We start from the raw sequence: 18,839 nt of genomic DNA on the forward strand, positions 1-18,839 counted from the left end.
TGCTGAGTCGACACCACAGGCCAGAGCAATTCTGGCCTGTGGTTCACAACCTTATACAACAGACACTGGTGCGCCCTGAGCCATTGGGTCGTCTGACACGGTCGTCGAAACAATCGATCTCGACAAACCCTGCTTTGCGCATCATGCCTGCAGAGGCTGCATTTTCCTCGTGGCGCTCAATGTAGATATCTTTAACGCCCTGCTCTGCCAGATCGTCGATGGCAGCCAACAGCAAGCGTGAACCCAAACCCTGACCTGCCGCTTGGCGCGCAGTGACTGCCTCACAGATATACGCCTGCGGGTTACTGCTGCGCTCAATCGGTTGGTAGTGAGCAAAATGGTCGGCCAATAGATAGCTGACGAAACCCAACAACTCACTGCCAGCACTGGCCACGACTGCTTGCACGTCGCCCGTGGCAATCGCCCGCAAATGTGCAGTAACGTCCGCAGGCGGCAGGTGATTCCAAGGGTTAGACCCATGCTCGAAAATCAGAGCGCAGAGTGCGTCAATATCTGCGGCCTCGGCTTGGCGCAGGGTAACAATCGGGCTCATAAACCCGTCACAGGCATTGACGGTAGCGCTGCGCCCTCTTCGGCACAGGCACGAATCACTTCAATCAATGGCGCAAGCTCATAACCTTGAGCCTTTAGCCATGCATCATCGTAATACGTGGCGCTGTAGCGCTCACCACCATCACACAAAATAGCCACGATAGAACCGGTTTGCTGCTGCGCAAGCATGTGCTGGCCGACTTGCAAAGCACCGACCAGATTGGTTCCGCTTGAACCGCCAACGCGCCTGCCTAGTTTGCCCGCCAGATAATGCATAGCCGCCAGTGACAATGCGTCCGGCACTTTAGCCATGGCGTCGATAACACTGGGTAAAAATGAAGGTTCTACACAGGGCCGGCCAATGCCCTCAATACGCGAGCCACAGTGCCAAGTCTGGCTGGCGTCGCCGTTGCAGTAATAGTCGTAGAACACCGATTGCTCGGTGTCGACACAGAACACCTTGGTGCAATGCTGGCGATAGCGCACATAACGCCCCAGGGTTGCCAAGGTTCCGCCCGTGCCAGCACTGGAAACCAGCCAGCCCGGCTCGGGATGGTGCTCAAAGCGCAGCTGCTGGAAGATTGATTCGGCGATATTGTTATTGGCACGCCAGTCAGTCGCGCGCTCGGCATAGGTGAACTGGTCCATGAAGTGACCACCAGTCTCACGCGCCAGTCGTTTAGACTCCGCTGATATCTGCGCCGGATCATCAACCAAATGGCTCTGGCCACCGTAAAATGCGATCTGTGCGATCTTCTCTTTTGAAGTACTGGCGGGCATCACCGCGATAAATGGAATCCCCAATAATCGCGCAAAGTAGGCTTCGGAAACCGCGGTAGAACCACTCGACGCTTCGATTACCGGCGCACCGGCTTTGAGCCAGCCATTACACAATGCATAAAGAAACAGTGAGCGGGCCAAGCGGTGCTTGAGGCTGCCGGTTGGGTGGCTCGACTCATCTTTAAAATACAGATCGATTCCCGGTAGACCGGGCAAGTCGAGTGGAATCAAGTGCGTATCTGCGCTGCGTTGGAAGTCCGCCTCGATGGTACGGATCGCTTCCCGACTCCAGCCTCTCAAATCTGTCACCTGTGCCTCCAAGCTATATTTTATTGATTAACGTCAGTCGAGAACGCCCGCCGGAAGCGGCGGTGTGTTGCGCCATTGACTCAAGCCAACACCTGCGAACACCAACCCAGCGGCGCACAGTTGCATCAGATTGAGGCTTTCACCGAGCACCAGCATTGCCATGATCAGGGTGAACACCGGGATCAAATTAATAAACCCAGAGGCTTGGCTCGCGGGCAGTCGGCTCACCCCAAAGTTATATAAACCATAGCCGCCAACCGTCACGGCAATGCCCAAGTAGAGTAGTACACCGATCCCTTGCAGACTGATACTGTCCGGGAATGGTGCCTGAGAAGCAGCGACAGGCAAGAAAAACAGCGCGCCAATAAACGCCTGCATGGCCGTGAGCATAAATGCCGAGTAACGCGATGACAGGTGCTTGAGCAACAAGGTGTAGCCCGTGGCACAAATCATTGCGAGAAATTCGTAGAAGTTGCCCAGCAGCGGATTAACCGCATGCTCATTGGCACTGCCGGCCAGGCTTAGCCAAACGGCGCCAACCACCGCTAACAAAAAGCCCGCCAAGGTCGTGCGCGTGGTGCGCTCGCGCAGGAATACAAAGGCAGCAACTGCGACCATCAACGGCAACAAGGCGGTGATCATTCCGGCTTGTGAGGCGCTGGTATTCTGTAAGGCCAATGCCTCGAAGATGAAGTACAGGCACGGCTCGCAAGCCGCCAAACCAATCAGGTACTTCCAGTCGCCTTGGCGATAGTCAAAGCGGCCACGCCAACGCCAAGCCAACAGGAACACCACACTGCCGAGCAGCATGCGGCCGAAGATCACCCACAAAGGGGGAAGCTCTGCAAACGCCAGTTTGAGGGCAATAAATGAACTGCCCCAAATCGCCATTGCGCTTATAAGGCAGACAACTGCCACGCCTCTGCCCTGCTCTGTACTCATACACGACCTCACAAAAAGACGTCACAGTGTAGAGCCACCGAGCTTGGCGTGACAGATACAGTCGCGCGTGGAAAGTGTGCAGGTAACGGGAGCTGGCTTACCGCGCCTGCACAGCGCGGCTCAGCGAGTGAGGGCTACTGATCCCAAGGTTTGCCGCGGGTGTTTTCGTTAATCCGCAGCTTTTGCTGCATTGCCGCTTTAGCCAGCATATGTGCGCTGACCGGTGCGGTGATAAACAGAAACAGAGTAATCAACAGCTCATGAAAGCTGATGCCATCACCCCGCGCACCGAAGTATATCAACGAAGCAATGACCATACCGCCAACGCCCAAAGTGGTCGATTTGGTCGGGCCATGCAAACGCATGAAGAAGTCGGGCAAACGATAAAGCCCCAACGCCCCAATAAAAGTGAACACGCTGCCTGCCAACAAAAACAGCGAAACCAGGCCTTCAATCCAGATATTCATGGGCTTCCCTATTCAATGATATCGCCACGCAGCAGATATTTAGTCACTGCTACTGTGCCAATGAAGCCCATCACTGCAATGAGCAACGCCGCCTCGAAATATAGATCTGAGCTGAGCCAAATACCGAACAGCACCAGCAACGCAATCGCGTTGATGTACAGGGTGTCCAGCGCCAGAATCCGATCCGGCATATCCGGGCCCTTGATCAACCGGGCGACGGTGAGTGACAGCGCCATTCCGAGAAACACCAGACACACGGGAATCACGTAGTCGAGCATGTGAATACCTCCAGCAGAGGGGCTTCGTAACGGGTTTTGATCTCAACCACCAACTGCGCTTCATCCCCCACATCGAGAGTGTGTACCAAGAGCATTTTGCGGTCATCACTGAGATCGGCCGATACCGTGCCCGGCGTCAGCGAAATAATACTGGCGAGCATGGTCAGCGCCAGCTCATCCTCGAGCAACATGGGTATCTCGACAAATGCGGGGCGCAACTTGCTTTGCGGGCCAAGAATCAGCTTAGCGACCTGCAAGTTGGCGGTGATGATGTCGCCAACGATGCGCAGGAAAAACCAACACAGCTTGAACGGTTTGTAGATCCGTGGAGGGTTGATCCAGAACACCTGAGTAACCAATGGAATCAACCAGCCGAGTATGCAGCCAAGCACCCAGCTACCTAGGCTCAGATCATTTACCAACAGCATCCAAACCACCATCAAGCATAGGCTTAACAGCGGGTGTGGTAAGAAATGACGGGGCTTCATGCGCCTCCTCCGGCCTGAATAATCTGGTAGTACAACGGCAAGTCATGCAACTGCTCAACGGTCGCGTGGATGTAATCCAGCAATGGCGAGGCCATGCCAACCAATACGGGGCTCAACACCAGCAAACCGATGCAGGCGAAAAGGCGACCATAGTCGAGTTCAGCACTGTCTAGCTGGCTTACGCCCACACGCCAAAACAGCGTGCTACCGGCGCGGCTAAGGCCGATGACGGTGATTAAACCGCCGATCAGCACCACCGGCCAGAGAAACGCCATTTGCAGCCCAGGCTCAACCGAACGCAGCAATAGCAACTTACCGATAAACCCGGACAGCGGCGGCAGACCCGCAATAGAGATCGCACCGAAAAAGAACAGCGCGCCAAGAATGTAGGGGTTTTGCAGCTCAGGTCCTTGCACCAGCTCTGTCGCTTTTACCCCGCGTTGGCGCGATATCAAATCAGCCAAGAGGAATAAACCGCCGGTCACCCAGGTGCTGTGCAGCAAGTAGTACAGTGCGGCAGCAACGGACTCGGGTGTGCCAATCGCCAAACCAGCCAGCAATGTACCGACTGAAACCACGACCAGATAGGCCACTAAACTGTGCAGACTGGCCGCCGCCAGTACGCCGATTACGCCCAGCCCGATAGTCAGCAAAGCCAACGGCCATAGCCAGGCATCCGCCATATTGGCGAGGGTGCCGGCGTCATCACCAAAGATCAGGGTGTAAACCCGCAGGATCGAATACAGCCCGACCTTGGTCATGATCGCAAACAGTGCGGCGACCGGAGCTGTCGCTGAGGCGTATGCCTTTGGTAGCCAGAAATACAGCGGCAAAAACGCCGCCTTGAGACCGAATACCACCAGCAACAGAAAACCTGCTGCGCCTATCAGCGGCGCTTGGTCGGCATTGGCCGCGGCTACACGCTGCGCCATGTCCGCCATATTCAAGGTGCCGGTGATGCCGTAAAGCACGCCGACGGCAATCAGGAAGAATGCCGAACCGACCAAGTTCAACACCACATAATGCAAGCCCGCGCGTACGCGATCAGGGCCGCCACCATGCAATAGCAGTGAGTATGACGCGATCAGCAAAATCTCAAAGAACACGAACAGGTTGAACAAGTCACCGGTCAAGAACGCGCCATAAATGCCCATCAACTGGAACTGGAACAAGGCGTGGAAATTACGCCCGCGCTCATCGTCACCACGGATGGCGTAGAGCAAGGCGAAAAAGCTAAGCACGGCAGTTGCGACCAGCATCAACGCACTAAGACGGTCGAGCATCAGAATGATGCCGAATGGTGGCTGCCAGTTACCCAGCGCATACACCTGCAGGTCACCTTGATTGGCTTGCGCCATCAACCAGAAACTCAGTGGCAGCAAGACCAGCACCACCGAAAACGACATCAGGCGCTTCACCGGCATGCTCAGGCGCGCGCCAAACAACAACATACTGCCGACCAACATCGGCAGCAGAATAGGCAGGATTAACGCGTGACTCATGGTTTGCTCTCCTGGCCGTCAACGTGGTCAGTTTCAGTCTCACCGACACTGCGCAGGGCCAGCACTACAACAAATGCGGTCATCGCGAAGCCAATTACAATTGCAGTCAACACCAGCGCCTGGGGCAACGGGTCACCGTACTTGCCGTTCTCGGTAATCACCGATGCCACGCCGGTTTGCAGACGGCCCATGGCGAACAAAAATAGATTCACAGCGTAAGAAATCAGGGTCAGGCCCATCACCACGGGAAAGGTGCGGGCACGCAGCAACAGATACACCCCGCTTGCGGTGAGGATACCCAGTACTGCGGCGAATAATGCTTCCATGTCAGAGAACCTCTTGTCCGGGCTTTTCCTGGGTCAACTTGCCCAGGTTAGCGAGAATCAGCAGCGTCGCACCGACAACAGTCAGATACACACCCAGATCAAATAACATTGCCGTTGCCAGTTCGATTTCACCAATCATCGGGATTTCGAAGTGACCAAACGCCGAAGTCAAAAATGGTCGGTCAAACCACCAACTGCCAACCCCAGTGAGCCCTGCAATCAACACCCCTGCCCCCGCCATGCGATGGTAGTTAAGCGGCAAGCGTGATTGCGTCCACTGCACGCCACTGGCGACGTATTGCAGAATTAACGCCACAGCCGTGATCAAGCCCGCGATAAAACCACCGCCCGGCAAGTTGTGGCCGCGCAAGAAGATGAACACCGAAATCAACAGCGCCATTGGCAACAGGACACGCGACAGCGTCGCCAAAATCAGCGGGTGACGGTCACGGGCCCAACTGCGGCCTTCGGCGTCAGCGTGAGGCTGAATCAAGCGCAGGCCATCAAGCATCGCGTAGATGCCCACGCCCGCAATCGCCAACACGGTAATTTCACCCATGGTGTCAAAACCACGGAAATCCACCAGAATCACGTTGACCACGTTATGACCACCGCCACCACTGACGCTATTGGCGAGGAAGAAGCCGGAAATGGTTTCGTAGGGGCGCGTCAGCACCGCAAACGCCAGCATTGCGATCATCACCCCGAAACCGATTGCCAAAATAAAGTCGCGCAGGGCACGCATGCTGCTCGACTCCATCCGGGTCTGCGCTGGCAAGAAGAACAGCGCCAGCATCAACAACACGATGGTCACCACTTCGACAGATAACTGCGTCAGAGCGAGATCAGGTGCGGAGTAACGGGCAAACGCCAGAGCAACCATCAAGCCCACAACGCTGAGCATCAGCAGCGAGACCAGGCGCTGGCGGTGGAATACCACCGTAATCAGCCCTGCCAACGCCATGATGCCGAGCCCCAGCGCAGTGATGCCATCAATCGGTGTCAATGCCACCGAGCCTTGCATTTGCGGCAACGGCCCAAGCGCCAGCGTGACCACGACCAACGCTGTTCCCAGTAACAGCGCCAGATAGTGCTGCAGCGAACCGGTTTCAAGGCGACGGGTAATCAGTCTACAAAAATCAACCAGCGTCACCATGCATTGATCGAACGCCAGCTTGGCATCCATCGCCGGCAAACCGGCGTACCAGCGGAACAGCGGCTGGCGGAAGGCGTAAACCAGAACACCGCCTGCAGTCGCGACAAAGCTCATCAGCAGTGGCAAGTTCAGGCCATGCCAAATAGCCAGGCTGTATTCGGGTAACTCGCCGCCCAAGCTTGAAGAGGCTGCAGCCGCAAGTAACGGCGCGACAGTATAAGCCGGCACAATCCCCACTAGCAGACACAGGAACACCAGGATTTCCACCGGCACCTTCATGTAGCGCGGCGGCTCATGCGGTGGATACTTCGGCAGATTTATCGGCTCACCGTTAAAGAACACATCGTGGATAAAGCGCAGTGAATAAGCCACCGAGAAACCGCCCGCCAACGTCGCGATTGCCGGAATAGCCCAGTCAAAACTGCCGAGCATGTGCTGGTTCAAGGTCTCGCTAAAGAACATCTCTTTGCTGAGGAAGCCGTTGAGCAGCGGTACACCCGCCATTGCCAGCGCCGCGACCATCGCCAACATCGCGGTGTGCGGCATGTATTTCCACATACCGTTGATGCGCCGCATATCGCGACTGCCGGTTTCGTGGTCGATAATCCCCGCCGCCATAAATAGCGATGCCTTGAACGTGGCGTGGTTAATGATGTGAAAGATCGCGGCGACTGCGCCCAACTCGGTATTCAAGCCAAACAGCAAGGTGATCAAGCCCAGGTGGCTGATGGTTGAATAGGCCAACAAACCTTTAAGGTCATGCTGGAACAGCGCCATACAGGCACCGATCAACATTGTCGCAAGGCCGGTGAGACTGACGATATAAAACCACAGGTCCGTACCTGCCAACGCCGGGTACAACCGTGCGAGCAGGAAAACCCCAGCTTTAACCATGGTTGCCGAATGCAGGTACGCCGAAACAGGCGTCGGTGCGGCCATTGCGTGCGGCAGCCAGAAGTGAAACGGGAATTGCGCAGACTTGGTGAAAACGCCTAGCAGCACCAAAACCAGTACCACTGGATACAAGGCGTGGGCACGTATCGCGTAGCCTGCAGCCAACACCTGGGATAGTTCAAAGCTGCCCGCAATATGACCGAGCAGCAGCACACCCGCCAGCAACGCAAGGCCACCACCACCGGTGACCGCCAAGGCCATGCGTGAGCCTTTACGCGCATCAGTGCGTGAACTCCAGAAACCAATCAGCAGAAATGATGAAAGGCTAGTGAGCTCCCAGAACACCACCATCAACAGCAGGTTTTCTGACAGCACCACACCGAGCATGGCGCCCATAAACAGCAACAGGAAGGCGAAGAAACGCCCCATCGGCTCTTGCTTTGCCAGGTAATAGCGCGCGTAGAGGATGACCAGCAAACCGATGCCAAGGATTAATATGGCGAACAGAAAGCCAAGGCCATCAAGGCGCAAGCTGAGATTGAGCCCTATCTCGGGCAGCCATTGCACGCGTGCCCTGATCATATCGCCAGCAAACACCGTTGCCTGCTGCGACATCAATAAAACCAGAGCCGCGAGAGGCGCAATGCCTGCTGCGACGGCACATGCTGAACGCCCCAAACGTTCAGCCAGTAGCGGTAAGATCACCCCTAAAAAAGGCAAGGCGATAATTAACGCAAGCACCATATACAAACCCCTTGTGCAAGCACGCGATTGAGATCATCGCGACTTGTTAGCATCCATTAGGTGACTTGATAGCAAACTGCACTACCCAGCTCACACTTCCGACGGCGGACTATCTGCTTAGCGCAGATCATAAGTCCCTGTAGAAGCTCGACTATTTCCTGATTATCCATGTCTATCGTGTAGACGTCATGGATAGAATTATTACTAAAACTCTAGAGCATGTTTAATCGCATGCAGCACTTCGCTGTGCCTGAGCATTCATACCCACACTCGCGGCTCAATCGCGCGGAGACATAGCCTATCAAATAAGCGCACGAAACCTCTCGAGCACAGGCTGGGCAACGTCACAGAGGCTATTATCTATGGGTAAAACAAGCTCTGCATGCACCTAAAGCACCGTGACGAACGGGTCATCACTTGGGTAATGCAACAGTAGAGAGGTGTATCGCCATGCAAGCATGGCTGATCCACGAAGAACAATGGCGCCAGTTTTAGCTGACGCCATTCAAGGACAGTTATGGTGCTACACGGCTGGTGCCGTTCACAGTCATGATGCGAACACGCTGACCGACGCGGAAGACCTGGTTTTCTTCGACAGCCTGTACATAGGCACGCATGCTACCGTCGTCTTCACGTACTGTGATTTCAACACCTTGGGTGCGAGTCAAGCCCTCTTCGGTGGCCGCACCGAGCAGGCCACCTGCGACAGCACCAATCACCGCTGCCACTGCGCTACCACGACCGCCACCGATTGTGCTGCCAGCAACACCACCGACCGCAGCACCGGCACCCGCGCCGATTGGCGTTTTAGTGCCTTCAATTTTCACAGGGCGCAGCGATTCAATTGTACCCAAGCGCACGGTTTGCACCTGACGGGCTTCATCGCGGCTGTAGCTGTCGCCTGTCAAACTGGACTGGCAACCACCGAGCATCAGGGCCAACGCGGCAAACGAAGCGATGAGCAGATTGGGTTTACGCATAACTATTCCTCCAGTGAGTATCTCTGCATTAGACCGCGACTGACCAAGTGCCGTCACGGTCTTAATCAATAATCGCTTTAGGCAGCCTCTGAAAAACTCGCCCTGTAGCTCCAGCTATTTCTTTAGGGGCTCTAAATTACTGGTTAGCGTGCTGCCTGTGCAACCTTCCAAAGCTGGGCGATATCCGTGGTTCTCGCTTGCAACTCGGCTGCGGCATTGCTCAGCGCCTGTTCCAAATTCATGGGGCCGGGCGTGAGACTAAATGCCGCATCAATACCACCAGTATAGGTGCGCTGATAATCCTCGCCCAAACTGCCAGCCAAGACCACAACCGGGACCCCGGCGGCCTTCGCTAAGCGAGCAACGCCGATGGGTGTTTTACCGTGCAGAGTCTGCGCATCCAAGCGCCCCTCACCAGTAATAGCCAGATCAGCACCTTGCAAGGCTGCGGCCAAACCCGATAGCTCGGCAACCAACTCCACACCGGGACGAAACCGCGCCTTGAGAAACGCTTTGGCAGCAAAGCCAAGACCGCCCGCCGCGCCTACCCCTGGAATCGCACTGAAATCTTCACCCAAGGTTGAGGTAACAATACGCGACATGCGCTGCAAGGCAGCGTCGAGCGATTGAACCTGCTCAGGCGATGCACCCTTTTGTGGGCCGAAGACCGCCGAAGCGCCTCGCGGCCCCACCAATGGATTATCGACATCAGCTGCGATATCGAACTGAACCTTGAGCACACGCGAGTCGAGATTAGACAAGTCAATCTGCGCCAGATTGATCAAAGCAGCACCACCCGGTGCTAGCTCACGGTCATCAGCATCAAGAAAACGCACACCCAGCGCTTGCATCAAGCCTGCACCGCAATCATTGGTGGCGCTGCCGCCCAAACCAAGAATGATCCGTTCAACACCGGCATCCAGCGCGGCTCGAATTAACTCACCAGTGCCAAAGCTGCTGGTGACAGTGGCGTCACGCTGATCACGCGGCACCCAATGCAAGCCGCTCGCGGCTGCCATCTCAATCACTGCTGTGTTGTCGCGGAGCAGCCCCCAATGAGCGCTTACCGGCTGGCCGAGAGGGCCCAGTACTTGTAACTCGCGACGTTCGCCACCGGCTGCCGCCAGCACGGCATCAACAGTACCTTCGCCGCCGTCTGCCATAGGTTTTAGAGATATTTCAGCCTGCGGATAAACGGCCGACCAGCCCCGCGCAATTGCTTCAGCAACTTCAGCTGCGGTGAGGCTTTCTTTAAAGGAGTCCGGCGCAATCACGACTTTCATAAACATCTCTCTTACAGAGGAATCTCGCAAAACATCGCAACCCTGTTGCGATTACATATTGTCTACCCGCCAGCAGCGGCGCTTGTTATAGCGGCGCTGCTGGCAAAGTCATCGGCAACTCTAGTCGAGCTGATAGTTACAGCAATACCAGGCTCAACAGCCAGACGGTGAGCATGCCAACCACACCCTGCACCAGGGTCGCCATGGTCTGGGCGCGATAAGCCGTCGAGACTTTCATGCGGCTGAACTGACTAACCACCCAGAAGAAGCTGTCATTAGCATGAGAAACGGTCATTGCCCCTGCACCGATTGCCATAACGGTGAGTACACGGCCCATTTCACTGTCCAGGCCCAAGCTGCTCAACAATGGGGCAACCATTGCAGAGGTCGTCACCAGCGCAACAGTCGATGAGCCCTGTGCTGTTTTGAGTGCAGCGGCAACCAGGAACGGCATAAACAGCCCAACACCCAATGCAGACAAGCTGGTGCCTAAATAATTGCCCAGCTCAGTCACCTTGAGCATGGCACCAAATGCGCCACCGGCACCGGTAATCAACAGAATTGGCGCGGCCGCGACAAGCCCAGCAGCTACCTGATCATGGAATTGCTGGCGCTTGTTCTCGCCCTTGAGCAGCGTGCAGGCCAGCGCTAAGCCGACCAACAGTGCTGCCACTGGCTGACCGAGGAAATTCAGTACGCTGAATAACGCGCCCTCGCCCAATGGTTTGCTTGGGAAGGCAGCGACCGAACCCAGGCAGATCAACGCGATAGGCAGGAAGATTGGCGCAAACGCTTGCATTGCTGAAGGCAGCTTACCGTAACGGGCCTTCAGCGCTTCGAAGTCAACATCGTCAGCCAGTAGCTCGCTTGGCGCCTCTTCCAGCAACTCGGCATCATCTTCTTTGATGAAACGATTGGCCCAGAACATCCCGGCCAATGCTGTGATCATGGCCACAAACAGGCCCACGGCGATCACCAGACCCAGCGAAGACTCCAGCCCCAGGTTACCGGCAGCGGCAATCGGCCCAGGCGTTGGTGGCACGAAGGTATGCGTGGCGTAGAGGCCGGTTGCCAAAGCAACGCTCATCGCCACGACTGATATTTTCATACGCGCGGCCAGCGCATTCTTCAATGAATTGAGAATCACGTAGCCTGAGTCACAAAACACTGGAATCGAGACGAGGTAGCCGATGATCGACATGGTCAGCGTCGGAAAACGCTCGCCAAGTAGCTTAATCACCGACTCAGCCATGGTAATGGCAGCACCGCTGCGTTCAAGGATCACACCAATGATGGTGCCGAGCACGATGACGATACCGATATAGCCCAGAATCCCACCGAAACCAGTGGTGATGGTTTTGATGATATCGCCAACAGGAACCTGATAGGCAAAACCGGCGATCAGAGCCGCTGCGAGCAGTGATAAGAACGGGTGCAGCTTAAGACGTGTGGTGGACAGTACGATGAAAGCGATTAACGCGATGAGGATCAGGACTAGGACCATGTCACTCTCCAGGTTGTTTTTATAGGAATGCCCGGCAACCTGCCGGTTGGCCGAGCATTGTCGCCCAGTCACACACCCCGGCGCCCTGTGCCAGCGCACTGCAAACATTTAGCAAATTCACAGCCTTACTGTGCACGCGCACAATCCGCAACATCGATGTCTACCGGCTTATTCGGGGTCGAGCAATTCAAGCCCCAGTGTCAACTGTAGACGCTGATCGAGTCGTGTCAGCTCTACCCCACTATATTCAGCGATTCGCTCAAGCCGATAGCGCAGCGTGTTGCGGTGAATGCCCAACGCATCCGCGCACACCTGCGCTTGACCATCGTGCTCGCACCAGGCACGCAGGGTTTCCAGTAGAGCGCCATTGGTGTCTTGTTTGAGCACCTGTTTCAGCGGCGCCAGCCAACCCTGCAACAACCAGCTATGACGCTGGGCATAAAGCAGAGTCGATAAACGGTGCTGTTCTAAGCGCAGCAGCCGCTCATGCGGGTTACGGGCACGTGCATACACCTGCAGGTCGCGCAACGCCAAACTGGCTTGACGCAGCTCATCCAGCGAATGGGCGGCATCGCTGACCAGCAACCGACGCACGCCCCAATCCCGTTCAGCAGCAGAGCCAAGCCATGCGCTGTCGTCGCGCCCAAGACTGACCGGGCGACAGAAAAACAGCTCACGCGCACCCGATAAGGTACACAGATGCTCACTCTTGGCATTCAGCGCGCCCAGCACGCGAGCCTGCCTAAGTGCCGACTGGCTGTCGTCATCCAACTCCAGCAAGCAGGCTTGCATCGGCCAATGCAGATGTAAATCCAGGCGCTGGGCTTCAGCTTCAAGGCTGGCCAATGATTGCTGAGGGTCGAGCAACAAACGTAACCAAGACTCCAACTGGTGGCGTTGCCAGTTGTGCTCAGCCTGTAACTGGCGTTGCTCAACCAGCATTTCCGCAGCCATGCGCACCAGCTCGGCATAAGGCCGCACGATCTCAGGAGAGCCCGTAATGCCCAATACACCGATAAGCTGCTGAGCATACATCAGCGGCAAATTGACCCCGGGCCTGACGCCACGCAAACAGGCAGCGGCTTGCTCGTCGATCTCCACCACCCGGCGATTGGCCAGAACCAACTGCGCCCCTTCATGGCGAGTGTGTAAGCGCTCAGGATCACCGCTGCCGATGATCATGCCTTGAGCGTCCATGACATTAATGTTGTGCGGCAGGATCGCCATTGCGCGATCAACAATATGCTGCGCCAGCACCGAATCGAGTATCAATATATGCACCCTGTTCAAGTAGATTTATCAAGCCGACGAAGGAATCCAAAATCAAGAAACGTGCAATTGCGCGTCAGGGTGCCAGACGCTCACGCTGCCATTGGCCGTCTATAAGTCGATAATTCAAACGATCATGTAAACGACTTGCGCGGCCCTGCCAAAACTCTATGCGCTCGGGCAGCAAACGGTAACCACCCCAATGCGGTGGACACTCTGGAGCCTGATCAGAAAATCGTTGTTGAGCTTGTCCCAGCAGCGCCTCAAGCTCAGCTCGGTTGGCAATCACCCGGCTTTGCGGTGAGGCCCAGGCACCCAAACGGCTGCCCATTGGCCGCACCTGAAAATATGCATCGGACTCCGCAGGCGTCACTCGCTCAACCCGTCCCTCAATGCGCACCTGACGCTCAAGTGCCGGCCAGAAGAAAGTCATCGCAGCAAATGGGCGTGCAGCCAGTTGCTCGCCCTTGGCACTGTCGTAATTGCTAAAAAAAGTAAAACCACTGGCGTCCAGCCCCTTTAGCAACAACACACGGCAGTGCGGGCGACCATTGGCATCAACGGTCGCCAGAGTCATGGCGTTGGGTTCAACAGGTAGTTGTTCGGTCTTAAGCGCTTGCGCAAACCACTGCTCGAAGAGCGCAAATGGCGCTTGCGGAGCCTGCTCCTCGCTTAAACCATCACGGGTGTATTCACGGCGCATATCGGCCAGAGTCTGGGTCATTGGCTAAGCCCTCCTGAAGGATATTGCTTAGCTTACCCGAGCGCCACGCGGCTGGCTTGATCTGCCGCAAAACGCATGACCCGCCACACCTTAGCGGGTCACCCGAAGGAACCTCTGAAAAACGACCGAGCTTGCTTGTTTTTCAGAAGTTACCTAAGGGTTAAAGCGGGCCTTACTTGGCTTCAGTCTTGGCCACAACAGGCAACGGCTGCTCGTACTGAGCCAGCAGTGCGGTCAGGGTTTTCTGCGAGGTCAGAATCATTTCAACACGACGATTCAGCTCACGACCTGTAGCACTGTCGTTAGCGGCACGCGGCGCATCCGGCCCCATACCCTTAACCAGCAGACGGTCACGTTTTAGGCCGCTGAGTTGGAAAATGGCAACAAAAGCGCGGGCACGCTTCTGGCTTAATTCGCGATTCAGGTCCAACGTGCCGGACGTATCGGTGTGGCCAAGAATCAAAATACCCATGTCTTTGTCATTTTCCAGCAACTTGGCGACTTTGGTGATAGGCGACAAGGTGATTGGCATCAACATGCTTGGACGATCAGGGTTGAAGTTCGACTTAACCGGTGCGGTTACCACCAATACGTTTTCACGACGCTCAACTTCGAAATTGCTGCCCTTGACCGCTTCACGGATACGCGGCTCGTATGCGTCCAACCAGGCTTTGGTAACTTCAGGGCTGGGCAATGCCGGCGCAGCGGCTTTGGCAGGACCTGGCGACAGGAAGCTGAGTTGTTCAGGAAGCTTGAAGTTAGAGCAGCCAGAGACCAGTACTGCCAAGCCAATTACTAAGTACTTATGTGAGCGCATTGGTTATCCACACCTAATAGAACAGTCAAGTAAGTCTTAGGAATACTCTGAAAAACTACTGCGTCAGACATTAGGGTGCTATCAAAATCCTAAGGAGCTCATTCACAGGCTATAACCTGTGTTTTGCCCTCTACACCTTGCACTGCCTTTGCTCGTTACTTTTCAGAGTTTCCCTAACGCTTTAATTGCGGCACAGTTTAGCTGAGCTTGCTACAAAGATTCAGCCAACTTCGCTGCAAGTTTTTGTGCTCGGGGGTCCATTAAGACGAATGGCCCTAGATTATTGACTACAAAGCCGAACGCAACATCATGCTCTGGATCAGCGAAACCAATGGAACCGCCAGCCCCCGGGTGGCCAAATGCGCCACGCCCCATACCGTATGTCGCATTGGCAACATCTGGCTGGTCCAGCATGCAGCCTAGTCCAAAACGCGTCTGTGTCAGTAAGGTTTTATCCTCACCGCGGCTGTGTTCACGGGTTAACTCGCTGAGCAACTCACTTTCAAGCAGGCTGCCATCCAGTAACCCATTATAAAACCCGGCAAGACTGCGGGCATTGCCGTGACCGTTTGCAGCAGGCTGCTGCATACGCCGCCATTCGGGTTTATTGGTACTGGTCATTATTGAAGGAGGATTTGTGAAAGAGCGTGTCGACATCGCACTGGCATCAGTCATCATCACTTTGAGCAGACGCTGCGCTGCTGCATCCCCCATGTTGCCTTTACCTCGCGAGACATGCGCGACGCGGTAAAACTCTTCATCCGCCAGGCCAACATGAAAATCCAACCCCAGCGGCCCACTAACACGCGCCGCGATAGACTCACCTGGACCTCGGCCCTCTACACGGCGAATCACCTCACCGACCAGCCAGCCATAGGTAATGGGTGCATAGCCATGCCCCTCGCCTAGCGGCCACCATGGCTGCTCGGCAGCCAGCGCCGTGGTCATCGCGGACCAATCATAAAGTGCTTCTGCTGGCAGCATGTTATGCAGAGCAGGAATGCCCGCTTGGTGACAAAGCAGATGACGAACCGTGATCGCGCTCTTGCCTGCTGCCGCAAACTCGGGCCAGTAACGCGCGACCGGAGCGTCCAGATCGAGTTTGCCTTCACCGACCAACTGCATGACAGTGACTGCCGCAAAGGTTTTGGTGCAGGAAAACAAGTTAACGATTGTGTCGCTGTTCCATGCCTCCAGGCCTTCCTTATCGGCCACGCCAGCCCAGATATCTACAACCGTCTCGCCACCGACTTGAACGCAAAGCGCAGCACCACGTTCCTGGGGGTTATCAAACAGCTCGGCGAAGGCATCCTTTACGCCTTCGAACTTGAGGTCGAAATAACCCTGAATCTGCATGCTCTGTCCTCATTGCCGGTAGATATGTTTTGGTTATGGCTGCGCTTTTGGTTCAGCTGGCGCCTGCTTCGCAGCGGGTACATCATCAAGCGTTTCAAGTAATCGGCTACCAACCTTGAGGTTGGCCTTGCGCACCGCCTCAACAAAGCCGGCGTACGGACGATCCGTTATTCCCAGCAGCCCCAAATGACCATTTTCGCCATCGAGCAAACGTCCGGTAACGGGCTGATCAAGATACTGAAACCAGTGCGCCCCAACAATCGACGGCTCTGCCAACGATCGCTCGATAAAGTGCGCATAGGCTGGGCCACGGTCTTTCTCGGCATAGACCTCTGACACACCGCCCCAGAATGGCCCGCGATCACGCGAACCAAAATGAAACTCGGTGATCATGATCGGCTTGTCGAGGGCCCGCAGTGCAGCAAAGTCATAACCATGTTGTGGCTCAAGGGTGTAAAAATTAAAGCTCAACACATCGCAATACTGCGCACATGCGGCAACGGCTTCAGGCGTACTGATCGCAAAGCGCCCACCTAACAACAGTTGATTCGGCGCGTGCCATTGCAACGCATCATCAATGGTCTTGAAATATGTATCAGCAAACAACCGTTGGAAAGCTTGATAATCCTGCTCGATTGCTGGGTATTTTTCATTGGGCAGCGGTGCTTCAAACCCCGGATCTTCAATTAACTCCCAGGCGGGCAACTCTATGCCCCACGCTTTAGACAGTCCTTGTTGGTTACGGTATTTGTCACGCAGCATTTTTAGGAAGGCACGTTTGGCTGGCACATCTGTGGTCGAGCGCAGCGTGCCAAAACTTAGCGCATAACGCCCGTGCGGGCCCGGATCAGGGTGCGCCCAGGCCAACTCGTTATCGGCAAAATAGCCGATCAGCCACGGATCATTACGGTGGTCACGCGCAGCGATTGCTACAGCACGCTCAGTGGCCATGGCAAAGCGTGGGTCAAATGGATCAGGCATCCCGCCCCACCAATCAAGCCCGGTGCTGATGGTTTGATAATCACCACTGATCGAAAGCGGTAATGTATAGGGCACTCGATGCGCAGCTCCAAGTGAATCTGCACTCCAGTTACCAATGGTGTTAAAACCCCAGGCTTGCAGACGGGTCAGAGCCAATCCAGCCCAGCGTTCGGCATCGAACGAGCTGCTGCTGCAATCAACCGCAGGGGCTGGAGGATTTACGGCAACTGGATGATCGTCAAGCGCTTTATCTGCAGCAGGTTCCGGTGCTGGAGCGGGCTCGCTAACGGCCTCAGCCGCAGGCTTGGGTTCTGGACTGGCCTGCATACAGGCATCATCGGCGTAGGTGCGCTGCAAATTGGCCTTGTAAAAATCGAACCATTTACCTTTGTCGAAACCACGGCCTTTACCGGAACCATTATCGCGTTGGTTGTCACCGGTACCGTAATGCGCAGCAAGAGGAGTGCCCGCATCCGGCAGGCCTTTAAACATCGACTCGCGACCTTCGATATAGGTTTGGCTCTGGTCAGCATTTACCGCATTTACCCCAAGGGAAAAAAACGGATTGCCGTCCGGCGTGACCATAACCCAGCGCTCACCTAGTTTTTGCGTGCGAAAAAAGCCAGTGGCCTCAAGCTTTGGCCCACCAAGCACACCACCATACTGATCCAGTTCAGGACGCTCAGTCAGCCATTTGGTCAATTGCGCTTGTTCCTTCAGGGCAGCGCTTTTCAGTTGGTCATTGCTCTTAACTTTTTCTGGCCATTGAGAACGCGTGAACTGGCCAAACTGATCAACGATCGAGTCATAGGCAGCGCTCTCGATAGAAGTGCCTTCATTAACCCCAAAACGGCCGAGCAATACGCTTTGCGCAACATCGGGATTATTCAAGGACAAGGTCACCCGGCTGATCTTCTGCGGGTCTAACTCACCTTCAACCTGAGTTGCTAGCAACACCTGCTTACCTTCAAACGACAACGGCATCGGTGGCGCCGCACGCATCCCGTGAGCATTTGCCGAGGTGGCTTTAAGCGGCACGACCAAGGTCTGCGCCGGTCCTGCTGGCAGGGCAACGCTGGTGTTCAACACTTTGCCGTCGCTGCTTTCAATCTGCACATTCAGGGTCAGCGCCCAATCCATCGCATTTTGCAGGTAAAGGGTCATCTGCGAGTTTTCAGACCAATCCCAAACGCCATTATTCGGCGTCAGTTCAAGACGTGGCTGCTGCGCCTGGTTGAACACAAAGCGACGAAGGATCTCGCCTTCAGGGGTTTGCTCAGCGGTGAGCTCTGGAAAGTTTGAGTCTTTAGTTACGACTTTGACCACATCAGTCGGGCTGACAAAATTAAGTAACGTGTGCTGCCCTTCAAGCGCAGCAAAGGCTTTTGAGCAGGTGAATAGAGCAACAAGTAATAGCCATCGACGATGCTTCATTTACAGCCTCTCCAAAACGTCCCATCAATGGACAACCTGATGAGACGAATATT

General features: G+C 55.4%; 17 protein-coding genes. All 17 read right to left on the reverse strand.

Going from position 1 to position 18,839, the window contains the following annotated elements:
* Positions 1-43: 43 nt before the first annotated feature.
* Positions 44-544 carry a GNAT family N-acetyltransferase gene (locus tag B9K09_RS16130; RefSeq protein WP_256574322.1) on the reverse strand — a complete coding sequence of 167 codons (501 nt, stop codon included), beginning with the start codon at positions 542-544 and terminating at the stop codon, positions 44-46.
* 5 nt (positions 545-549) lie between these two features.
* Positions 550-1,641 (reverse strand): PLP-dependent cysteine synthase family protein, encoded by a 1,092-nt coding sequence (locus B9K09_RS16135; protein ID WP_087517780.1) that lies wholly within the window; start codon positions 1,639-1,641, stop codon positions 550-552.
* 33 nt (positions 1,642-1,674) lie between these two features.
* Positions 1,675-2,583, reverse strand: coding sequence for a DMT family transporter (locus B9K09_RS16140; protein ID WP_087517781.1), 909 nt, complete (start codon positions 2,581-2,583; stop codon positions 1,675-1,677).
* A gap of 134 nt (positions 2,584-2,717) precedes the next feature.
* Positions 2,718-3,050 carry a Na+/H+ antiporter subunit G gene (locus B9K09_RS16145; protein WP_087517782.1) on the reverse strand — a complete coding sequence of 111 codons (333 nt, stop codon included), beginning with the start codon at positions 3,048-3,050 and terminating at the stop codon, positions 2,718-2,720.
* 8 nt (positions 3,051-3,058) lie between these two features.
* Positions 3,059-3,328 carry a K+/H+ antiporter subunit F gene (locus tag B9K09_RS16150; protein WP_087517783.1) on the reverse strand — a complete coding sequence of 90 codons (270 nt, stop codon included), beginning with the start codon at positions 3,326-3,328 and terminating at the stop codon, positions 3,059-3,061.
* Positions 3,313-3,816: a Na+/H+ antiporter subunit E gene (locus B9K09_RS16155; protein WP_087517784.1), complete on the reverse strand. Its 504-nt coding sequence runs from the start codon at positions 3,814-3,816 to the stop codon at positions 3,313-3,315. Before B9K09_RS16155 ends, B9K09_RS16150 begins: the two co-directional genes overlap by 16 nt.
* Positions 3,813-5,318 carry a monovalent cation/H+ antiporter subunit D gene (locus B9K09_RS16160; protein ID WP_087517785.1) on the reverse strand — a complete coding sequence of 502 codons (1,506 nt, stop codon included), beginning with the start codon at positions 5,316-5,318 and terminating at the stop codon, positions 3,813-3,815. Before B9K09_RS16160 ends, B9K09_RS16155 begins: the two co-directional genes overlap by 4 nt.
* The gene (locus B9K09_RS16165; RefSeq protein ID WP_087517786.1) at positions 5,315-5,644 is read right to left on the reverse strand and encodes a Na+/H+ antiporter subunit C; all 330 of its coding nucleotides are present in this window, start codon (positions 5,642-5,644) and stop codon (positions 5,315-5,317) included. Before B9K09_RS16165 ends, B9K09_RS16160 begins: the two co-directional genes overlap by 4 nt.
* Before the next feature lies 1 nt (position 5,645).
* Complete coding sequence (locus tag B9K09_RS16170; protein ID WP_087517787.1) at positions 5,646-8,438, reverse strand: monovalent cation/H+ antiporter subunit A; 2,793 nt, start codon at positions 8,436-8,438, stop codon at positions 5,646-5,648.
* A 515-nt stretch (positions 8,439-8,953) separates the two neighbouring features.
* Positions 8,954-9,418: a glycine zipper 2TM domain-containing protein gene (locus B9K09_RS16175; protein ID WP_087517788.1), complete on the reverse strand. Its 465-nt coding sequence runs from the start codon at positions 9,416-9,418 to the stop codon at positions 8,954-8,956.
* Between the two features lie 143 nt (positions 9,419-9,561).
* Positions 9,562-10,701, reverse strand: a complete 1,140-nt coding sequence (locus B9K09_RS16180; RefSeq protein ID WP_087517789.1) for a glycerate kinase — start codon at positions 10,699-10,701, stop codon at positions 9,562-9,564.
* Positions 10,702-10,837: 136 nt separating this feature from the next.
* The gene (locus tag B9K09_RS16185) at positions 10,838-12,205 is read right to left on the reverse strand and encodes a GntP family permease (RefSeq protein ID WP_087517790.1); all 1,368 of its coding nucleotides are present in this window, start codon (positions 12,203-12,205) and stop codon (positions 10,838-10,840) included.
* Between the two features lie 168 nt (positions 12,206-12,373).
* Complete coding sequence (locus tag B9K09_RS16190) at positions 12,374-13,480, reverse strand: sugar diacid recognition domain-containing protein (protein ID WP_087519130.1); 1,107 nt, start codon at positions 13,478-13,480, stop codon at positions 12,374-12,376.
* A 70-nt stretch (positions 13,481-13,550) separates the two neighbouring features.
* Positions 13,551-14,198 (reverse strand): pyridoxamine 5'-phosphate oxidase, encoded by a 648-nt coding sequence (gene pdxH, locus B9K09_RS16195; RefSeq protein ID WP_087517791.1) that lies wholly within the window; start codon positions 14,196-14,198, stop codon positions 13,551-13,553.
* Between the two features lie 172 nt (positions 14,199-14,370).
* The gene (locus tag B9K09_RS16200) at positions 14,371-15,015 is read right to left on the reverse strand and encodes an OmpA family protein (protein WP_087517792.1); all 645 of its coding nucleotides are present in this window, start codon (positions 15,013-15,015) and stop codon (positions 14,371-14,373) included.
* Positions 15,016-15,225: 210 nt separating this feature from the next.
* Complete coding sequence (locus B9K09_RS16205; RefSeq protein WP_087517793.1) at positions 15,226-16,371, reverse strand: serine hydrolase domain-containing protein; 1,146 nt, start codon at positions 16,369-16,371, stop codon at positions 15,226-15,228.
* A 33-nt stretch (positions 16,372-16,404) separates the two neighbouring features.
* Complete coding sequence (locus tag B9K09_RS16210) at positions 16,405-18,786, reverse strand: beta-galactosidase (RefSeq protein ID WP_157699363.1); 2,382 nt, start codon at positions 18,784-18,786, stop codon at positions 16,405-16,407.
* Positions 18,787-18,839 lie beyond the last annotated feature (53 nt).

The organism is Pseudomonas sp. M30-35 (assembly GCF_002163625.1).
Classification (GTDB): Bacteria; Pseudomonadota; Gammaproteobacteria; order Pseudomonadales; family Pseudomonadaceae; genus Aquipseudomonas.